Below are 17,324 nucleotides of genomic sequence, written 5' to 3' on the forward strand. Positions count from 1 at the left end.
CAATTGGCTCGGTGCATCAAAGGAGCACCGAGGAAGGAAACATGATGACTTCGTTGCTAGAGAAATTCGGAAGACTTGCTACCGACGATGCGCCAGGCCAGGAGGTACGTCAGGCTTCGACTCATCATGCAAATTTGCTGAAGGGGAGAACTCTCGACGGTATGCCAGTTGACTTTTCCCATGGTGACGTGGATGCCTTCGAGCCTGCACCGGGTACCCTGGAAGCATTCGTCCAAGGCGTCCGTGTCGGCGGCAAGAGAGCCTACACAGAATACAGGGGCGATGCCGAGATTCGTCATGGGCTCGCGGCGAAGCTCGAGCGTTTCACCGGTGCACCGGTTTCAGCCTCCGAGGGTCTGATGGTCACGCCAGGAACCCAGGGCGCACTCTTTCTGGCCATCGCGTCAACGGTGTCAGCAGGCGATAAGGTCGCGATCGTCCGACCGGACTACTTCGCAAACCGAAAACTTGTCGAGTTCTTCGGCGGCGAAATCGTTCCCGTCAGCCTGGACTATCTCGGAACGACCACTTCAAGTGGAATCGACCTCTCCGGTCTCGAAGATGCCCTCAGAGCCGGAGCGAAGGTCTTCGTCTTCTCCAACCCGAACAATCCGACTGGCGTCATCTACTGTCGGGAGGACGTCGAGAGCATATCGCGGCTCGCCGTACGTTACGGTGTGACCGTGATCGTCGATCAATTATACGCACGACAGATATTCGATGGAGCGGACTATTGGCACCTGCGCGCCGGCGACGTCGACCCTGACCGGATCATCACGATCATGGGACCTTCCAAGACGGAATCACTGAGTGGGTATCGTCTTGGGGTGGCGTTCGGATCTCCAGCGATCATCTCGCGCATGGAAAAGCTGCAGGCGATCGTCTCGCTGCGGGCCGCGGGCTATAGCCAATCGGTGCTGCAAAGCTGGTTTGACGAGCCGACAGGATGGATGGAGGAGCGTATACGCCTGCATCAGATCATTCGGGATGATCTGATCGAATCGTTCGATTCGGTGGAGGGTGTCAGAGTCCGTCGACCACAAGGCGGCAGCTACCTGTTCCCACGCCTGCCGAAGCTGTCGGTATCCATGAGGGATTTCGTTCGCATACTCCGACATCAGGCCGCCGTGACGGTGACCCCTGGCACGGAATTTAGCCCTCACTCCGACGACAGTGTCCGTCTCAATTTTTCGCAGGCCCGACAGCCCGCCGCGCGTGCCGTCGAACGGGTCGTCCAACTCGTCGAGCGATACCGCGCATGATGATCCCGCAACAACGTGGAAGGCCAATACCGCAGGGAAACTACGTCCCTGCCAAACGACACGGCGATCTGGTGTTCACTTCGGGGGATGACGCCCCGAGAGAAGGGAAAACTCTTATTCTCAGGCCCGATAAGCGCTGACGTCCCACTTGTCGACTACCGGAATGCGGTGGTCCTGGCGTGTTGCAACGCTCTCGATTGTGGCCTTGGCGGACATGCACATCTGGGACCGCCAATGCACCTTTTCGAGCGGAAAGCAGACGTCGCTGTGCCTGCATCGCCCCTGATGGATTTTGACTACATGCCCCAGCTCGGCAGTGTTTTGCCCGACGTGTCAACATCATCGCGGCGGCAAGGGTCGTTTCCGCGCGGCAAGAAAAGCCCCTTGTCGATCAAGGGGCTTCCTACTGTGCATGGGGTTGTTTTCAACGTTTTGGTTTTGAGCCCCGCTGTGCGTGACGGGAGATCGCCAGATCAATCGCTGTCCCACCCGCTGCCCTTGATCCCGGGGTTCGCATAGACGATGCCGCCATCCACCGCGATGGTCGCTCCCACCACGTAATCGCCGGCGCGCGAGGCGAGGTAGATCGCAGCGCCCGCCATGTCCTCGTCGGTGCCGATGCGGCCCACGGGGACGCGCGTTGCGACCTCGTCGGCGTGGTCGCGCGCGGCGCGGTTCATGTCCGACTTGAACGGGCCCGGCGCGATCGCGGTGACCACGATGTGGTCCGGGATGAGCTTCACCGCCATGCGCCGCGTCAGGTGGATCAACCCGGCCTTGCTCGCGGCATAGGAATAGGTCTCGCCGGGATTGACGAAGATGCCGTCGATCGAGGCGATGTTGATCACCTTCGCCGGCCGTTCCGCGCTTGCCGAGGCGCGCAACGTCGGCGCCAGCGCCTTGGTCAGGAAGAACGGCGCCTTGACGTTGAGGTTCATCACCTTGTCCCAGCCGTTCTCGGGGAATTCGTCGAACTCCGCGCCCCAGGCCGCGCCCGCATTGTTGACGAGGATGTCGAGCCGGGACTCGCGCTTCTTGAATTCGCTCGCGAGCAGCTCGCAGCCGGCGACCGTGGACATGTCGATCGGCAGCGCGATGCATTCGCCGTCATATTGCGCGCTGAGCGCCTTGGCGGTCTCCTCGCACGGTCCGGCCTTGCGCGCGGTGATGTAGACCTTCGCCGCGCCGGCACTGAGAAATCCCGCCGCGATCATCTTGCCGATGCCGCGCGAGCCGCCGGTTACCAGCGCGATGCGGCCTTTGAGCGAGAACAGATCGTTGAACATGCGTTCCTCCCTTTGTTGCCGCCGGTTGTGGGCGGAGCAGGGAGAGGAGTCAAGGAAGGCGCGCTTGTCCTCGACCAGTGCAGATTGAGGCCTACGCCGCCGCGATGCGGCGGAAGCCGTTCCACATCGCGGTCGCGGCGCCAGAGGTCAGCACCGGCAGGATCCGCGCGTCCTGATAATTGCCGTTGAGCGAGACGCGGGGCAGCGCGGTCATGTGGTCGGCATTCTCCGCGAACAGCATGCCGGGCCGCGTCGTCACCGCGGTCTTGAAACCGGCGGATGCGGCAAGGGCGAATTCGCGCGCGCCCGCGGCGTCACGGTCGCCATAGGGATAGGCGAGGTGCAGCACGGGGCGCTCCAACACCTGCTCGATCCGCGCGCGGCTTGCGGCCATCTCCTGCGCGGCGATGTCTTCCGTCTGCTTGGCGAGGTTGCAATGGCTGACGCTGTGCGCGCCGATCGTGACCAGCGGATCGGCGGCAAAGGTCTTGAGCTCGGCCCAGGACAGGCACAGGCCGCGGCACAGCGCTTCCATGTCGACGCCGTAAGTCCTGCACAGCGCGCCGATCTCGCGCGCAAGATCCTGCTCGCTCGGCAGCGCGCGAAGCCAGTCGTGCAGGCGGTCGAACGCCGCCTGCTTCGCCGCGACATTGGTCGCATCGAGCCGCAGCGCGGAATTGCCGATCTGAATGTCGATCTGCTCGGCCTTGGCGATCACGGCCTCCAGCGCCGTCCACCACAATCGTCCGGTGCCGTCGGCAAAATCGCTCGCGACATAGACTGCCAGCGGCGCGTCAAATTCGCGCAGCACCGGCAGCGCGTAATCCAGATTGTCGCGGTAACCGTCGTCGAGGGTGAAGGCGGCGAAGCGGCGGTCGAACCGGCCCTGCACCAGCCGCTCATGCAGCTCGTCCATGCTGACGATGTCGATGTCGCGCGTGCGCAAATGGCACAGCGTGGCGCGCAGGAAGTCGGGGGTGACCTCGAGATGCCGGTTCGGCTGGAACGCGGCCTCGCGCGCCGGCCGCACATGGTGCAGCATGAAAATGGCGCCGACGCCCGACAAGAGCGGGCGCAACAGGTGGTGCGCCCCGCTGAGATAGAGTGCTCCCAGCCCGGCGCGGATGACGTTGTTACGCAGTTGTTTCATGACCGGGTGGGGACTTTGGCATTCCGGCCTCAACTTACGGAAGAACTCTTGAAGAAAAAGTTATTCCGATTGTCCCACCCGGGCCTTGGGACCAGGGCCATTTCCGGTTTGACAGCCTGCCAAGGGTTTGTTTTGTCTCCGTTTCCAGAGGTCGGGTCGTCGAATGCAGAAGCTTTTCTCGTGGGCCAGCAAATGGTGGCCGGGGTTGATCCCCCTTGCCGTCATGTGGGGATTTGCGGCCTGGAATAATACCTTACCGGTGGAGGCCGATCTGTCGGCCCGCAGCTCGGCTGCGCTCAAGGACACCGTTCTGGACAAGACCCGGATCGCGGTCGACGGCCGCGACGTCAGCCTGGCCGCGGACGCCTTCTCCGAGGAGGGGCGCCGCGACGCCGTGATGGCGGTCGAAACCGTGCCCGGCGTGCGGCTGGTCGACGACCGGACCCGCCTCGTTCCCGAGGCCAAGCCCTTCGTCTGGAATGCCGAGCGCGACGTGGTGCGGGTGACGCTGTCGGGCTCCGCGCCGCTGCCATCGATGAGGGCCCGGCTGACCGAGGCGGCCCGCAAGGAAGTCGGCGGCGTCGAGGTCGCCGACCAGATGGGGCTGGCGCGCGGGGCGCCGCCTCGGTTCGAAGCCGCCGCGGTGCTGCTGCTGGATCAGATCGGCAAGCTGAAGGACGGCAAGATCACGATCACCGACACCAAGGTCAATCTGTCGGGCATGGCGCGCGAGCTCGGCGGCCGTGAGGCGATCGCAGCTGCGCTGAAGAACCTGCCCGAGGGTTTTTCGATTGCGGCCAACGAGATCAAGGCGCCGCCCTACATCTTCCAGGCCTACAAGGATCCGGTGGCTGCGACGGTAACGCTGACCGGCTATGTTCCGGACAACAACGTCCACGCCGCGATCGGCACCAGCGCCTCGCGAAAGTTCTTCACCGAAAAGGTCGTCGACAATCTCAAGGCCAGCATCGGCGCCCCCGGCTCCTTCAGCACGGCTGTTATCGCCGCGCTGGGCGCGCTGTCGCGGCTGTCGACCGGCACGCTGGTCGTCTCCGACCGCGAGGTGAAGCTCTCGGGCGATGCACTCTACGAGGGCGCCGCCAACGAGATCCGCGCGGGCCTCGGCAAGGACTTCCCGAAGAACTGGCAGTACAAGCCGGAGATCACGGTGAAGCCCGCCGCAGGCCCGGTCGACGGCACCGTGTGCCAGCAATTGTTCTCGGAGCTTCTGACCAAGGGCAAGATCCGCTTCGCGAACAGGCGCGCGGACATCGATCCCGACTCGGCCGGCATTCTCGATCGCCTCATCGAGACCGCGCTGCGCTGCCCCACCACCAATATCGAGGTCGTCGGACACACCGACGCCGATGGCGAGGATGCCTTCAACCAGGCCCTTTCGGAAAAGCGCGCGCAGGCGGTGATCGACTATCTCGTCAAGGCGGGCCTTCCTGCCAGCCGCTTCACCGCGGTCGGCCATGGCAGCACGCAGCCCGTCGCCGGCAACGACACCGATGAAGGCAAGGCGCAGAACCGCCGCATCGAATTTCTGGTGAGGTGACGATGCCCTATCTCGTCTCGTTCCATCTCGGCTGGCTGATCGGCTCGCTGCTGTTGGGCTTCTGCATGGGCTGGATCTCGGTGGTCCAGCGCGGCAACGGCACTTCGAAGGTGACGGCGCGGTGGCTCGCAGTGTTTGCCGCCGCCCTGGTCGCGGCCTCTCTCACCCATGTGGTCCCCGGTCGCTTCGGCTACTGGCTCGACCTCGGCCTGATCATGTTCGCCTGCTATCTCGTCGGCGGCACGATCGGAGCGTGGCTGCGCGACCGCGTGGTCTCGCGTACCGCGCCGCCAGCCGCTGTGTGATGTTGCTATGCACCCTCAGCGAGGGACGGGGTGTGCTCCGCCGCGGCCTTTCGGCGCATTGGAAAACCGGGACCTGGCCGCTCCAGTCACCCCTCTTTCAACAGGCAGGCCGGCTCCATAGATTGACGTCGGCTTAAGGCGTAACGGAACATTGTGCGGCCGAAATCATCAAAACTTCATGGCCCCTGCGCAGGATCGCCTGGAGATTCGCGCCAAGCCTTGCCGACGAAAGCGCCAAACCCTGGCACTGGGAGCTGCAACCCTGCCTAAAATATTGAAGGCACGTGTTTTTGTTCGAATTGGCGAATTCCACTTCGGCCGAAAACGCGCTAGTGGAGGGGCAGGGGGCATGCGCGATTCCGGCGCCGGCGGCGAGGGTTCGTTGAATGCCTGCGCGTCCGCCTGTCCGCCGGCCACCCTGGCCGCTGAAGCGTTGTTCGAGGTCTAGATGCTGGAAGCCATACGCAGGGCGATGACGTTTCTGCGCCAGAAGCAAGTCCTGCATAAGCTTGGAGTCGTGATCAGCATCGCGGTCATCGGCATCGCTTGCTACGTGCTCTACCACATGCTGCGCGGCATCGATTTCAACGAGGTCCTCGAAGCGATCAAGAGCACCGAGCCGAGCCAGATTGCGATGGCGGCGCTATTCGTCACTGCGGGCTATTTCACGCTGACCTTCTACGACCTCTTCGCCACGCGCGCGATCGGCCATGCCCATGTGCCCTATCGCATCAACGCGCTCGCGGCCTTCACCAGCTATTCGATCGGCCACAATGTCGGCGCCTCCGTCTTCACCGGCGGGGCGGTGCGCTACCGCATCTATTCGGCCTATGGGCTCAACGCGATCGACGTCGCAAAAATCTGCTTTCTCGCCGGCCTGACCTTCTGGCTGGGCAATGCCGCCGTGCTCGGCCTCGGCATCGCCTACCATCCGGAGGCGGCAGCCTCGATCGACCAGCTGCCGGTCTGGCTGAACCGGACACTGGCGCTGACGATCATCGTGGCGCTGATCGGTTACGTGATCTGGGTCTGGAGCCAGCCGCGGGTGGTCGGCCGCGGCCCCTGGACCGTGGTGCTGCCGGGCGGCCCGCTGACGCTGCTCCAGATCGCGATCGGCATCGTCGATCTCGGTTTCTGCGCGCTGGCGATGTATGTGCTGGTCCCCGACGAGCCCAATCTCGGCTTCGTGATGGTCGCGGTGATCTTCGTCTCGGCGACCCTGCTCGGCTTCGCCAGCCATTCACCCGGAGGCTTGGGGGTGTTCGATGCCGCCATGCTGGTCGGCCTCTGGCAGATGGACCGCGAGGAGCTGCTGGGCGGCATGCTCCTGTTCCGCGTCCTCTATTATCTGTCTCCGTTCGTCTTATCTGTAATCTTGCTGACGTTTCGAGAGGTTATAATCGGCGCCCGATCGAAGCGCTTGCAACAGGCGGCGCTCAAGCTGGACCCCGGCCCGGCGCCTGAAGCCGCCTATGTGAGAGAGCGCAGCGACAGCGGCGCCTGACCGGTGTCAGGTCCTTAAGGACAGCCCAGGAGAAGTCCGCCCCGATGGCGATCGACGCCCCCTCTTCTCCCTCCGCCCAGCCCTGGTCCGATCGGCTGCGGCACTCGACCATCATCCTGATCGCCGCGGCGCTGGCGCTGTCCGTCGTGGTCTCGCTCGGCGAATTGTCGGCGCTGCACGCTGCAATCGTGTTCCTCTGCATCGCGGCGGCTGCCTTGATCCCGTGGCGGCTGCACGATCCCGCCACCTCCCGCGACGACGTCAGACGCATCAACCCGGTCGAGAGCGCGGCGGTGGCCGCGGTGGTCGCCGGCATGCCGGATCCGGCGGTGCTGCTCGACCGGGCCGGCCGCGTCATCCACCTCAACGCCGCCGCCGCCCAGCTCGCGCCGGCGCTGCGCAAGAACGAGCTCGCCCAGTTCGCGCTGCGCTCGCCGGAGATCATCACCGCGCTGCGCGAGGCCATCGCGACCACCGAGCCGCGGCGCGCGACCTATCTCGATCATGTTCCGGTTGATCGCTGGATGGAGCTGATCATCACGCCGGTACCGGTGCCGACCAGCTTCGGCGGCGCCGACAAATGCATGCTGATGACCTTCCACGACCAGACGCCGCTGCGCCGGGTCGAGGAGATGCGCGCCGACTTCGTCGCCAATGCCAGCCACGAGCTGCGCACGCCGCTGGCGGCGCTGTCGGGCTTCATCGATACGCTCCAGGGCCAGGCCAAGGACGATCCCAAGGCGCGCGAGCGCTTCCTCGGCATCATGCACAACCAGGCCACGCGCATGGCGCGCCTGATCGACGATCTCTTGTCGCTGTCGCGGGTCGAGCTGTCGGCCCATGTCCGGCCCGACACCCTGGTCGATCTCGTCCCGATCATCCGTCAGGTCGCCGACGGGCTCGAGCCGCTGGCGCGCGAGCGTCAGGTCGAGGTGGACATCCACCTGCCGGAGCCGCCGGTGATGATCGCGGGGGACCGCGAGGAGCTGCTCCGCCTGTTCGAGAACCTGATCGAGAACGCGCTCAAATACGGCGCCTCCGGCGGGCGCGTCATCGTGTCGCTGACCTCGAGCGCCGCCGCTGACGGAACTCAGGAAATCCGGGTCATGGTCCGCGATTTCGGCCCGGGCATCGCGCCGGAGCACCTGCCGCGGCTGACCGAGCGCTTCTACCGGGTCGATGTCGGCGACAGCCGCTCGCAAGGCGGCACCGGGCTCGGGTTATCGCTGGTGAAACATATTCTTAACCGTCATCGCGGCCGCCTTTTGATCGAAAGCGTGCCCAGGCAGGGCGCCACCTTCACCGCCTGTTTTCCCCAGACCAAGACTCCGGCTTGATCGGAAACGCAAGCAATTTCAATTGCTTGGTGTCGTCATCCAACTGTCACGAAACCTTCGTAAAAGCACAGCCGACCGCCCCTAAAGCGGCGGCGCGGGGAGCGCGATCGGGCGCGGATGGCGCTTCGCTCCCCTGTATGGAGACCAGCATGAATTTCCTCAAAACCATGGTCGCTGCCGGCTTGGTCGCCGCATCGACGACGGTAGCCTTTGCGGCCGACATCACCGGTGCCGGCGCGACGTTCCCGTTCCCGATCTATTCGAAGTGGGCCGACGCCTACAAAAAGGAGACCGGCAACGGTCTAAACTACCAGTCGATCGGCTCGGGTGGCGGCATCAAGCAGATCCAGGCCAAGACCGTGACCTTCGGCGCCACCGACGCGCCGCTCAAGGCCGAGCAGCTCGAGAAGGACGGCCTCGTCCAGTGGCCGATGGTGATGGGTGCCATCGTCCCCGTCGTCAACCTCGAGGGCGTGAAGCCGGGCGAGCTGGTGTTCGACGGCGAGACCCTGGCCAACATCTATCTCGGCAAGATCACCAAGTGGGACGATGCCGCGATCAAGAAGCTCAATCCCAACGCGAAGCTGCCGTCAGAGGCCATCACCGTGGTCCGTCGTTCGGACGGCTCGGGCACCACCTTCAACTTCACCAACTATCTCTCCAAGGCCAGCGCGGACTGGAAGAGCAAGGTCGGCGAGGGCACCGCGGTCGAGTGGCCGGTCGGCGTCGGCGCCAAGGGTAACGAGGGTGTGTCCGGCAACATCAGCCAGACCAAGAACTCGATCGGCTATGTCGAATACGCCTATGCCAAGCAGAACAAGCTCACCCACACCGGTCTCGTCAACAAGGCCGGCAAGCCGGTGCAGCCGACCGTCGAGGCCTTCCAGGCGGCCGCTTCCAACGCCGATTGGTCCAAGGCTCCCGGCTATTACGTCATCCTGACCGAGCAGCCCGGCGAGAAGTCCTGGCCGATCACGGCGGCGACGTTCATCCTGATGCACAAGTCCGCCACCGACAAGGCGGCCGCGCAGGAAGCAATCAAGTTCTTCCGCTGGGCCTTCAAGAACGGCGGCAAGATGGCCGAGGAGCTCGACTACATCCCGATGCCGGACAGCGTCGTCCAGCAGATCGAAAAGACCTGGGCTGCCGAGATCAAGAGCTAAGGCGCTATATGTGTCCCGGACACGGTTCCGGGATGCTGCAAGATCTCCGCTCCGGATCGGCCTCCTGCCGTATCCGGAGCGCGCCACCAACAACAAGCGTACATAAAACGGGTATAGGGGATCGGCGTGGCTGAGATGGCTGTTGAGAGCAATGTGATTGATGCTGCCGGTCCATATGATCGCGCCAAGGCCTTGAGCGCGTTCAAGCTCGGCGACGTCACCTTCTACTGGATCACGCGGTTGTCCGCGATCTCGGTGCTGCTGATCCTCGGCGGCATCATCATCTCGCTGATCGTCGGCGCCTTCCCGGCGATCCAGGAGTTCGGCATCTCCTTCCTGTGGACGCAGCGCTGGGCGCCCTCGGCCGATCCGCCGGTGCTCGGCGCGCTCGGGCCAATCTACGGCACGCTCGTCACCTCCTTCATCGCGATGCTGATCGCCATTCCCGTCGGTCTCGGCATTGCGATCTTCCTCACCGAGCTCTGCCCGCAATGGCTGCGCCGCCCGATCGGCATGGCGGTCGAGCTGCTCGCCGGCATTCCCTCGATCATCTACGGCATGTGGGGCTTCTTCGTGCTCGGCCCCTTCCTGGCCAACACCTTCCAGCCCTTCATGATCAGGGTGTTCGACGGCGTCCCCGTGCTGGGCGCGATCTTCGCAGGGCCCCCGTCCTATCTCAGCCTGTTCAACGCCGCGCTGATCCTCGCCATCATGGTGCTGCCCTTCATCACCTCGATTTCGGTCGACGTGTTCAAGACGGTGCCGCCGGTGCTGAAGGAAGCCGCCTACGGCGTCGGCTGCACCACCTGGGAGGTCGTCCGCAGCGTGGTGATCCCCTACACCCGCGTCGGCATCATCGGCGGCGTCATGCTGGCGCTGGGCCGGGCGCTCGGCGAGACCATGGCGGTGACCTTCATCATCGGCAACTCGTTCCGGATCTCCTCGTCGATCTTCGCGCCGGGCACGACCATCTCGGCGGCGATCGCATCCGAGTTCGCCGAGAGCGACGGCCTGCACCAGTCCGGCCTGATCCTGCTCGGCCTCCTGCTGTTCGTGCTGACGTTCTTCGTGCTCGCGGCCGCCCGTTTGATGCTGCTGCGCCTCGAAACCAAGGCCGGGAAGTGAAGCCATGAACCCGATCTATTCACGCCGCCGCCGCTGGGACATCGTCATCCGCGGCCTCTGCATCGCCGCCGCCGCCTTCGGCGTCACCTGGCTCGCGCTGATCCTGGTCACGCTGCTCTACAACGGCCTGGCCGGGCTCAACCTCCAGGTCTTCACAGCTGACACGCCGCCGCCCGGATCGAACGAGGGCGGCCTGCGCAACGCCATCGTCGGCTCGCTGATCATGACCGTGATCGGCGTCGGCATCGGCGCGCCGCTCGGCCTGTTCGCCGGCACCTATCTCGCCGAGTACGGCCGCAACGACAAGCTGACCTCGGTGATCCGCTTCATCAACGACATTCTCTTGTCGGCACCCTCGATCATCATCGGCCTCTTCATCTATGGCGCGGTGGTGGTGCCGATGCGCGGCTTCTCGGCGATTGCGGGCGCGCTGGCACTTGCCGTCATCGTGATCCCGGTCGTCGTGCGCACCACGGAGGACATGCTGCTGCTGGTGCCGAATCCGTTGCGCGAAGCTGCCAGCGCGCTCGGCCTGCCGCGCTCGCTGGTGATCAGGCGAATCGCGTACCGTGCGGCGCGCGCCGGCCTCATCACCGGCGTGCTGCTCGCCACCGCCCGGGTCGCCGGCGAGACCGCGCCGCTGTTGTTCACGGCGCTGTCGAACCAGTTCTTCAGCCTCGGCCTGGACAAGACGATGGCGAACCTGCCTGTCACCATCAACAACTTCGTGCAGAGCCCCTACGAATATTGGAAGCAACTCGCCTGGAGCGGCGCGCTGCTGATCACCCTGACCGTGCTTGCCCTTAACATTGGCGCGCGCATCCTTGGCGCCGAGAGGACTGCAAAATGAGTGAAATGTCTGTTTCCGTCAGCGCACCGACCGTTCATCCCGGTTCGCAGCCGTTGCCCGAGGCGCCCGCCAAGGTCACCGCGCGCAACCTCAACTTCTACTACGGTGACCACCACGCGCTGAAGAACATCAACCTGGCGCTCGGCACCAACCGCGTCACGGCGTTCATCGGCCCGTCCGGCTGCGGCAAGTCCACCCTGCTGCGCATCTTCAACCGGATGTACGACCTCTATCCGGGCCAGCGCGCAGAGGGTCAGCTGTTGCTCGACCACACCAACATCCTCGACCCCAAGCTCGACCTCAACCTGCTCCGCGCCCGGGTCGGCATGGTGTTCCAGAAGCCGACGCCGTTCCCGATGACGATCTACGAGAACATCGCCTTCGGCATCCGCCTCTACGAGAAGATCTCCAAGTCCGAGATGGACGGCCGCGTCGAGAAGGCGCTGCGCGGCGGCGCGCTGTGGAACGAGGTCAAGGACAAGCTTAATGCCTCCGGCCTGTCGCTCTCCGGCGGCCAGCAGCAGCGCCTCTGCATCGCCCGCACCGTCGCGGTGCGGCCCGAGGTGATCCTGTTCGACGAGCCCTGCTCGGCACTCGACCCGATCTCGACCGCCAAGGTCGAGGAGCTGATCCAGGAATTGTCCGAGAATTACACGATCGCGATCGTCACCCACAACATGCAGCAGGCGGCGCGCGTCTCCGACAAGACCGCCTTCATGTATCTCGGCGAGTTGATCGAGTTCGACGACACCAGCAAGATCTTCACGTCGCCGAGCGATCGGCGCACGCAGGATTACATTACCGGCCGGTTCGGCTGAGGAGACGGAACATGGGTTCTGAACATACCTTAAAGGCTTTCGACAGCGACCTTCAGGAGCTCACCCGCCTGGTCGCCGAGATGGGCGGCATCGCCGAGCGCATGATCGTCGATTCCGTCGACGCGCTGATCCGCCGCGACGTGGCGCTCGGCCAGCGCGTCGTCGCCACCGACGGCGAGCTCGACGCGCTGCAGAAGCGCATCGAGGAGCGCGCCGTGCTCACCATCGCCCGCCGCCAGCCGATGGCCGTGGACCTGCGCGAGATCGTCGGCGCCATGCGCGTTGCGACCGATCTCGAGCGCATCGGCGATCTCGCCAAGAACATGGGCAAGCGCGTCGCGGCGCTGGAGACGGATTTTCATCCGCTCAAGCTGTTCCGCGGCCTGGAGCACATGACCGACCTCGTGCAGCAGCAGGTCAAATCGGTGCTGGACGCCTATGCCGCGCACGACCTCCCGGCGGCGATGGCGGTGTGGAAGGGCGACGAGGAAGTCGACGCCATCTGCACCTCGCTGTTCCGCGAGCTCCTCACCTACATGATGGAGGATCCGCGCAACATCTCGTTCTGCATCCACCTGATGTTCTGTGCCAAGAACATCGAGCGGATCGGCGACCACGCCACCAACATCGCCGAGACCGTGTTCTACATGATCGAGGGCCAGGCGATCACCGACAAGCGGCCGAAGGGCGACATGACGACCTTCGCCACGACGGTGCCGAACACCTGACGACTTAAGGAGCGACGACAACATGGGCGCACGCATTATGGTGGTTGAGGACGAGGAAGCTCTCACCGAGCTTCTTCGCTACAACCTCGAAGGCGACGGCTATGACGTCGAGACGGTGATGCGCGGCGATGACGCCGACACCCGCCTCAAGGAGCACATTCCCGATCTGATCGTGCTCGACTGGATGCTGCCGGGCCTGTCGGGCATCGAGCTGTGCCGGCGGCTTCGGACCCGCTCCGAGACCAAGCAGCTGCCGATCATCATGCTCACCGCGCGCGGCGAGGAGAGCGAGCGGGTGCGCGGGCTTGCGACCGGCGCGGATGATTACATCGTCAAGCCGTTCTCGGTGCCGGAGCTGCTTGCGCGCGTGAAGGGTCTGCTCAGGCGTGCGAGTCCCGAGCGCCTCGCCACCGTGCTCGCCTATGGCGATATCGAGCTCGACCGCGACAAGCGCCGCGTGGCGCGCTCAGGCCGGCCGATCGATCTCGGCCCGACCGAATATCGCCTGCTGGAGTTCTTCCTGGAGCATCCCGGCCGCGTGTTCTCGCGCGAGCAGCTGCTCGACAGCGTCTGGGGCCGCGACATTTACATCGACGAGCGCACCGTCGACGTCCATATCGGCCGCCTGCGCAAGCTGCTCAATCTCGGCCGCGAGCAGGACCCGATCCGCACCGTCCGCGGCGCCGGCTACGCGCTGGACGATCGCTTTGCGAAGGCTGAGCAGACATAAAGCGCCAGCGACAGCTGGTTTGGCGAACTGCGGCGCCGATCTCGACCGTCATCCCGGGGCGCGCGCAGCGCGAGCCCGGGATCTCAGCGCGAGCGCTCGCGCTCGCCGCGATCAACGATAGTACGTGGTCTGGCGAAGACTCGCAGTAACCATCTCGCGCAATCACCGCGCCCTGTGGTTATGGATCCCCGCTCCCCGTGCGCAATCGCGCACTAGGCGGGGATGACACCGAATAATTGGAGCCGTCATCGTGTGACGGCTGCTGTCCTGGCAATCAATGAAATCGCGAGCTCACCGCGTGCCCGGCTTCGGTGCTGCGCGACGGCGGTCCGCTGCGGGCTGATAGGCCACGCGCGAATGCTGGGCGCAGTAGGGCAGGCCTGAGAGCGCCTTGCCGCCGCAGAAGAAGAAATCCGGGCTCGATGGATCGCCGACCGGCCAGTGGCAGGTCGCCTCGTTCAATTCCAGCAGCGACAGCCGCTGGCTCATCGGCACCACGTTGTCGTAGGTAACCGGCTCGGCTTCCAACTCGACCTCGAAGGCCTGCGCCAGCGCGGTGTTGCCGCGCGCGACGGGGCGGGTCACCCGCATCATGTGCTGCGCGGGCCGTGCCTTGCGCGGCCTGGGCGCTGCCGATGAAGGGCTCTTGGCGCGGCCGGACAGGCCGAGCCGGTGCACCTTGCCGATCACGGCATTGCGGGTCACATTGCCGAGCTCCGCCGCGATCTGGCTGGCCGAAAGTCCGGCCTCCCAGAGCTTCTTCAGCTGCTCGACGCGATCATCGGACCAGGTCAAAACCGTCATTGCACCCTTTCCCTCGCTGCGCGCCTGCCATCCTGGGCCTTCGCAGCGAATGCTTTAGCCTTGAAAAACCCGTGCCGTCAGAATCCCTTAAGGCTCGCCGGGCGCGCTCAAGACGCCCGAACGTTTACGCCGGTACATGAGGACTTCTGGGATCAGAACTGCTGCACGAGATGTCGTATCTGACAGTCCAAACGCTACAATATGGCGTGACTCCCGCGCAAGAGTCCGCCGACTCGCTTCCACATGTTCCGTGGTGAAAAACCGCAAAATCGGCACCGCAAGACTACGGAATCAGCGTTTCGCGAGGCTTTCCGGGCGGCATTGACACCCGTCTTGCCAAGCATAAGATAGTGGCACGTGCCGCCCTTAAAAGGCGGCACGTTTCGTTTTCCGGGGCCGGTTGATGGTGCGTCGCGCAATGCATGCCTCACACCGTCCGCAACATTCAAGTGATGTCATGACTAACAGCGCAGCGCCGCATTTGCTCCCCGTTTTCGCCAGGGCCGACCTCGGTTTCGAGCGCGGCGAAGGCTGCTGGCTGATCGCGACCAACGGCGATCGCTATCTCGATTTCACCTCGGGCGTGGCGGTGAATGCGCTCGGCCATGTCCATCCCGCGCTGGTCAAGGCATTGCAGGAGCAGGCGACCAAGCTCTGGCACATGTCGAACCTGTTCCAGAGCCCTGACGGCGAGAAGCTCGCAAGCCGCCTCTGCAATGAGAGCTTTGCGGACTTCGTGTTCTTCTGCAATTCCGGCGCCGAGGCGCTGGAAGGCGTGATCAAGCTGGTGCGTCACCATCACTTCTCCAAGGGGCATCCGGAGCGTTACCGCATGATCACCTTCGAGGGTGCCTTCCATGGCCGCACGCTGGCGACGCTCGCCGCCACCGGCTCTGCGAAATATCTCGAGGGCTTCGGCCCGCCGATGGATGGCTTCGACCAGGTGCCGCATGGTGATCTGGAGGCTGTGAAGAAAGCGATCGGTCCGCACACCGCCGGCATTCTCATCGAGCCGATCCAGGGCGAGGGTGGCGTTCGTTCTGCACCTCACGCCTTCCTGAGGGCGCTGCGCGAGCTCTGCAACGAGCGCGGGCTGCTGCTCGCCTTCGACGAGGTGCAGACCGGCATGGGCCGCACCGGCGAGCTCTTTGCCTACAAGCGCACCGGCGTCACACCGGACGTGATGTCGCTCGCCAAGGCGCTCGGCGGCGGCTTTCCGATCGGCGCGGTGCTGGCGACCGCGGATGCGGCCGCCGGCATGGGGCCCGGCTCGCACGGCTCGACCTTCGGCGGCAATCCGCTCGCGATCTCGGCTGCCAACGCCGTGCTCGACGTCATGCTCAAGCCCGGCTTCTTCGACCACGTGCAGAAGATGTCGCTGCTGCTCAAGCAGAAGCTCGCCTCCGTGATCGATCGTCACCCTGATGTCGTCAGCGAGGTTCGCGGCGAGGGCCTGCTGATCGGCATCAAGGCCGTGGTGCCGTCGGGCGATCTCGTCGCGGCGCTGCGCGCCGAAAAGCTGCTCACCGTCGGGGCCGGCGACAATGTCGTGCGCTTCCTGCCGCCCCTGATCGTCACCGAAGCGGAGATCGAGGACAGCGTCGGGCGGTTAGAGCGGGCCTGCGCTGCGATCTCCTCCAGCCAGACCAAGCGGGCGGCAAGCTGATGAGCACGACGCCCAACAAAGCTCCCAAGCACTTCCTGGACATCAACGAGCTGCCGCTGTCGGAGCTCAAGAGCATGCTCGCCGCCTCTTCCGCCATGAAGGCGAAGCAGAAGGCGCAACAGCCGGTCAGGCCGCTCGAGGGCAAGACGCTGGCGATGATCTTCGAGCGTCCCTCGACCCGCACCCGCGTCTCGTTCGACGTCGGCATGCGCCAGCTCGGCGGCGAGGCGATCATGCTCACCGGCGCCGAGATGCAGCTCGGCCGCGGCGAGACCATCGCCGACACCGCGCGGGTGCTGTCGCGCTATGTCGACGCCATCATGATCCGCATCCTCAACCACGATGCGCTGCTGGAGCTCGCGGCCAACGCCACCGTGCCCGTCATCAACGGCCTGACGCGGCGTTCGCATCCCTGCCAGGTGATGGCCGACCTCATGACCTATGAGGAACATCGCGGCCCGATCGAGGGCAAGACGGTGGCCTGGACCGGCGACGACAACAACGTGCTGGCGTCCTGGGCCCATGCCGCCGAGCGCTTCAAATTCCAGCTCAATGTCGCAACGCCGCCGGAGCTCGCACCGAAAAAGGCGATGCGCGACTGGATCAAGGCGACGGGCGCGCCGATCGTGCTCGGCACCGATCCCGAGGCCGCCGTGCGCGGCGCCGATTGCGTCGTCACCGACACCTGGGTGTCGATGGGCGACAAGGAGGGCGAGCACCGCCACAACGTCCTCAAGCCCTACCAGGTCAATGCCAAGCTGATGTCGCTGGCAAAGGCGGACGCATTGTTCATGCATTGCCTCCCGGCCCATCGCGGCGAGGAGGTCACCGATGAGGTGATCGACGGGCCGCAATCGGTCGTGTTCGACGAGGCCGAAAACCGCCTGCACGCGCAGAAGGGCATCTTGGCCTGGTGCTTCGACGCGGTGAAGTAACCTTCTTGTAGCCCGGATGAAGCGCAGCGAAATCCGGGGTTCTCAACGCGTGGAAAGACCCCCCGGATTGCGCTGCGCTCCATCCGGGCTACGCAGCTCGTCG

At 64.7% G+C, this 17,324-nt stretch carries 16 protein-coding genes; 13 read left to right on the forward strand and 3 right to left on the reverse strand.

Annotation, left to right across the window (positions count from 1 at the left end):
* Positions 1–41: 41 nt before the first annotated feature.
* The gene (locus tag ABIA40_RS32735; protein ID WP_271546359.1) at positions 42–1,262 is read left to right on the forward strand and encodes a pyridoxal phosphate-dependent aminotransferase; all 1,221 of its coding nucleotides are present in this window, start codon (positions 42–44) and stop codon (positions 1,260–1,262) included.
* Between the two features lie 473 nt (positions 1,263–1,735).
* Here ABIA40_RS32735 and ABIA40_RS32740 read toward each other — a convergent pair whose 3' ends face one another.
* Both ABIA40_RS32740 and ABIA40_RS32745 read right to left on the reverse strand, forming a co-directional pair.
* Positions 1,736–2,548, reverse strand: a complete 813-nt coding sequence (locus ABIA40_RS32740; RefSeq protein ID WP_404545398.1) for an SDR family oxidoreductase — start codon at positions 2,546–2,548, stop codon at positions 1,736–1,738.
* Between the two features lie 91 nt (positions 2,549–2,639).
* Complete coding sequence (locus ABIA40_RS32745; protein ID WP_271546355.1) at positions 2,640–3,698, reverse strand: polysaccharide deacetylase family protein; 1,059 nt, start codon at positions 3,696–3,698, stop codon at positions 2,640–2,642.
* A 163-nt stretch (positions 3,699–3,861) separates the two neighbouring features.
* Here ABIA40_RS32745 and ABIA40_RS32750 point away from each other — a divergent pair, with 163 nt between their 5' ends.
* From ABIA40_RS32750 to phoB, 10 genes are all read left to right on the forward strand, one after another.
* Complete coding sequence (locus ABIA40_RS32750) at positions 3,862–5,256, forward strand: OmpA family protein (protein WP_157285725.1); 1,395 nt, start codon at positions 3,862–3,864, stop codon at positions 5,254–5,256.
* Positions 5,257–5,258: 2 nt separating this feature from the next.
* A complete protein-coding gene (locus ABIA40_RS32755) occupies positions 5,259–5,561 on the forward strand; it encodes a hypothetical protein (RefSeq protein ID WP_157285723.1) in 303 nt (100 codons plus the stop codon).
* A 448-nt stretch (positions 5,562–6,009) separates the two neighbouring features.
* Positions 6,010–7,065: a lysylphosphatidylglycerol synthase domain-containing protein gene (locus ABIA40_RS32760; protein WP_157285722.1), complete on the forward strand. Its 1,056-nt coding sequence runs from the start codon at positions 6,010–6,012 to the stop codon at positions 7,063–7,065.
* Positions 7,066–7,109: 44 nt separating this feature from the next.
* A complete protein-coding gene (locus tag ABIA40_RS32765; protein WP_036042748.1) occupies positions 7,110–8,402 on the forward strand; it encodes an ATP-binding protein in 1,293 nt (430 codons plus the stop codon).
* A gap of 149 nt (positions 8,403–8,551) precedes the next feature.
* Positions 8,552–9,565: a phosphate ABC transporter substrate-binding protein PstS gene (pstS, locus tag ABIA40_RS32770; RefSeq protein WP_157285719.1), complete on the forward strand. Its 1,014-nt coding sequence runs from the start codon at positions 8,552–8,554 to the stop codon at positions 9,563–9,565.
* Positions 9,566–9,700: 135 nt separating this feature from the next.
* Positions 9,701–10,690: a phosphate ABC transporter permease subunit PstC gene (pstC, locus tag ABIA40_RS32775; protein ID WP_036001678.1), complete on the forward strand. Its 990-nt coding sequence runs from the start codon at positions 9,701–9,703 to the stop codon at positions 10,688–10,690.
* 4 nt (positions 10,691–10,694) lie between these two features.
* A complete protein-coding gene (pstA, locus tag ABIA40_RS32780; RefSeq protein WP_157285717.1) occupies positions 10,695–11,540 on the forward strand; it encodes a phosphate ABC transporter permease PstA in 846 nt (281 codons plus the stop codon).
* Positions 11,537–12,358: a phosphate ABC transporter ATP-binding protein PstB gene (gene pstB, locus ABIA40_RS32785; protein ID WP_157285715.1), complete on the forward strand. Its 822-nt coding sequence runs from the start codon at positions 11,537–11,539 to the stop codon at positions 12,356–12,358. Before pstA ends, pstB begins: the two co-directional genes overlap by 4 nt.
* 11 nt (positions 12,359–12,369) lie before the next feature.
* Positions 12,370–13,086, forward strand: a complete 717-nt coding sequence (gene phoU, locus ABIA40_RS32790; protein WP_157285713.1) for a phosphate signaling complex protein PhoU — start codon at positions 12,370–12,372, stop codon at positions 13,084–13,086.
* Between the two features lie 22 nt (positions 13,087–13,108).
* The gene (gene phoB / locus ABIA40_RS32795) at positions 13,109–13,816 is read left to right on the forward strand and encodes a phosphate regulon transcriptional regulator PhoB (RefSeq protein WP_035703370.1); all 708 of its coding nucleotides are present in this window, start codon (positions 13,109–13,111) and stop codon (positions 13,814–13,816) included.
* A gap of 291 nt (positions 13,817–14,107) precedes the next feature.
* Here phoB and ABIA40_RS32800 read toward each other — a convergent pair whose 3' ends face one another.
* Positions 14,108–14,620, reverse strand: coding sequence for a GcrA family cell cycle regulator (locus ABIA40_RS32800; RefSeq protein ID WP_036001664.1), 513 nt, complete (start codon positions 14,618–14,620; stop codon positions 14,108–14,110).
* Positions 14,621–15,077: 457 nt separating this feature from the next.
* Between ABIA40_RS32800 and ABIA40_RS32805 the strand changes: the two genes are divergently transcribed.
* Positions 15,078–16,286, forward strand: coding sequence for an aspartate aminotransferase family protein (locus tag ABIA40_RS32805; protein ID WP_404545403.1), 1,209 nt, complete (start codon positions 15,078–15,080; stop codon positions 16,284–16,286).
* Positions 16,286–17,221: an ornithine carbamoyltransferase gene (argF, locus tag ABIA40_RS32810; RefSeq protein ID WP_036042744.1), complete on the forward strand. Its 936-nt coding sequence runs from the start codon at positions 16,286–16,288 to the stop codon at positions 17,219–17,221. The genes ABIA40_RS32805 and argF overlap by 1 nt, the downstream gene beginning before the upstream one ends.
* The last annotated feature ends 103 nt before the right edge of the window (positions 17,222–17,324 follow it).

This window comes from Bradyrhizobium sp. USDA 223 (assembly GCF_044909005.1).
GTDB lineage: Bacteria > Pseudomonadota > Alphaproteobacteria > Rhizobiales > Xanthobacteraceae > Bradyrhizobium > Bradyrhizobium yuanmingense.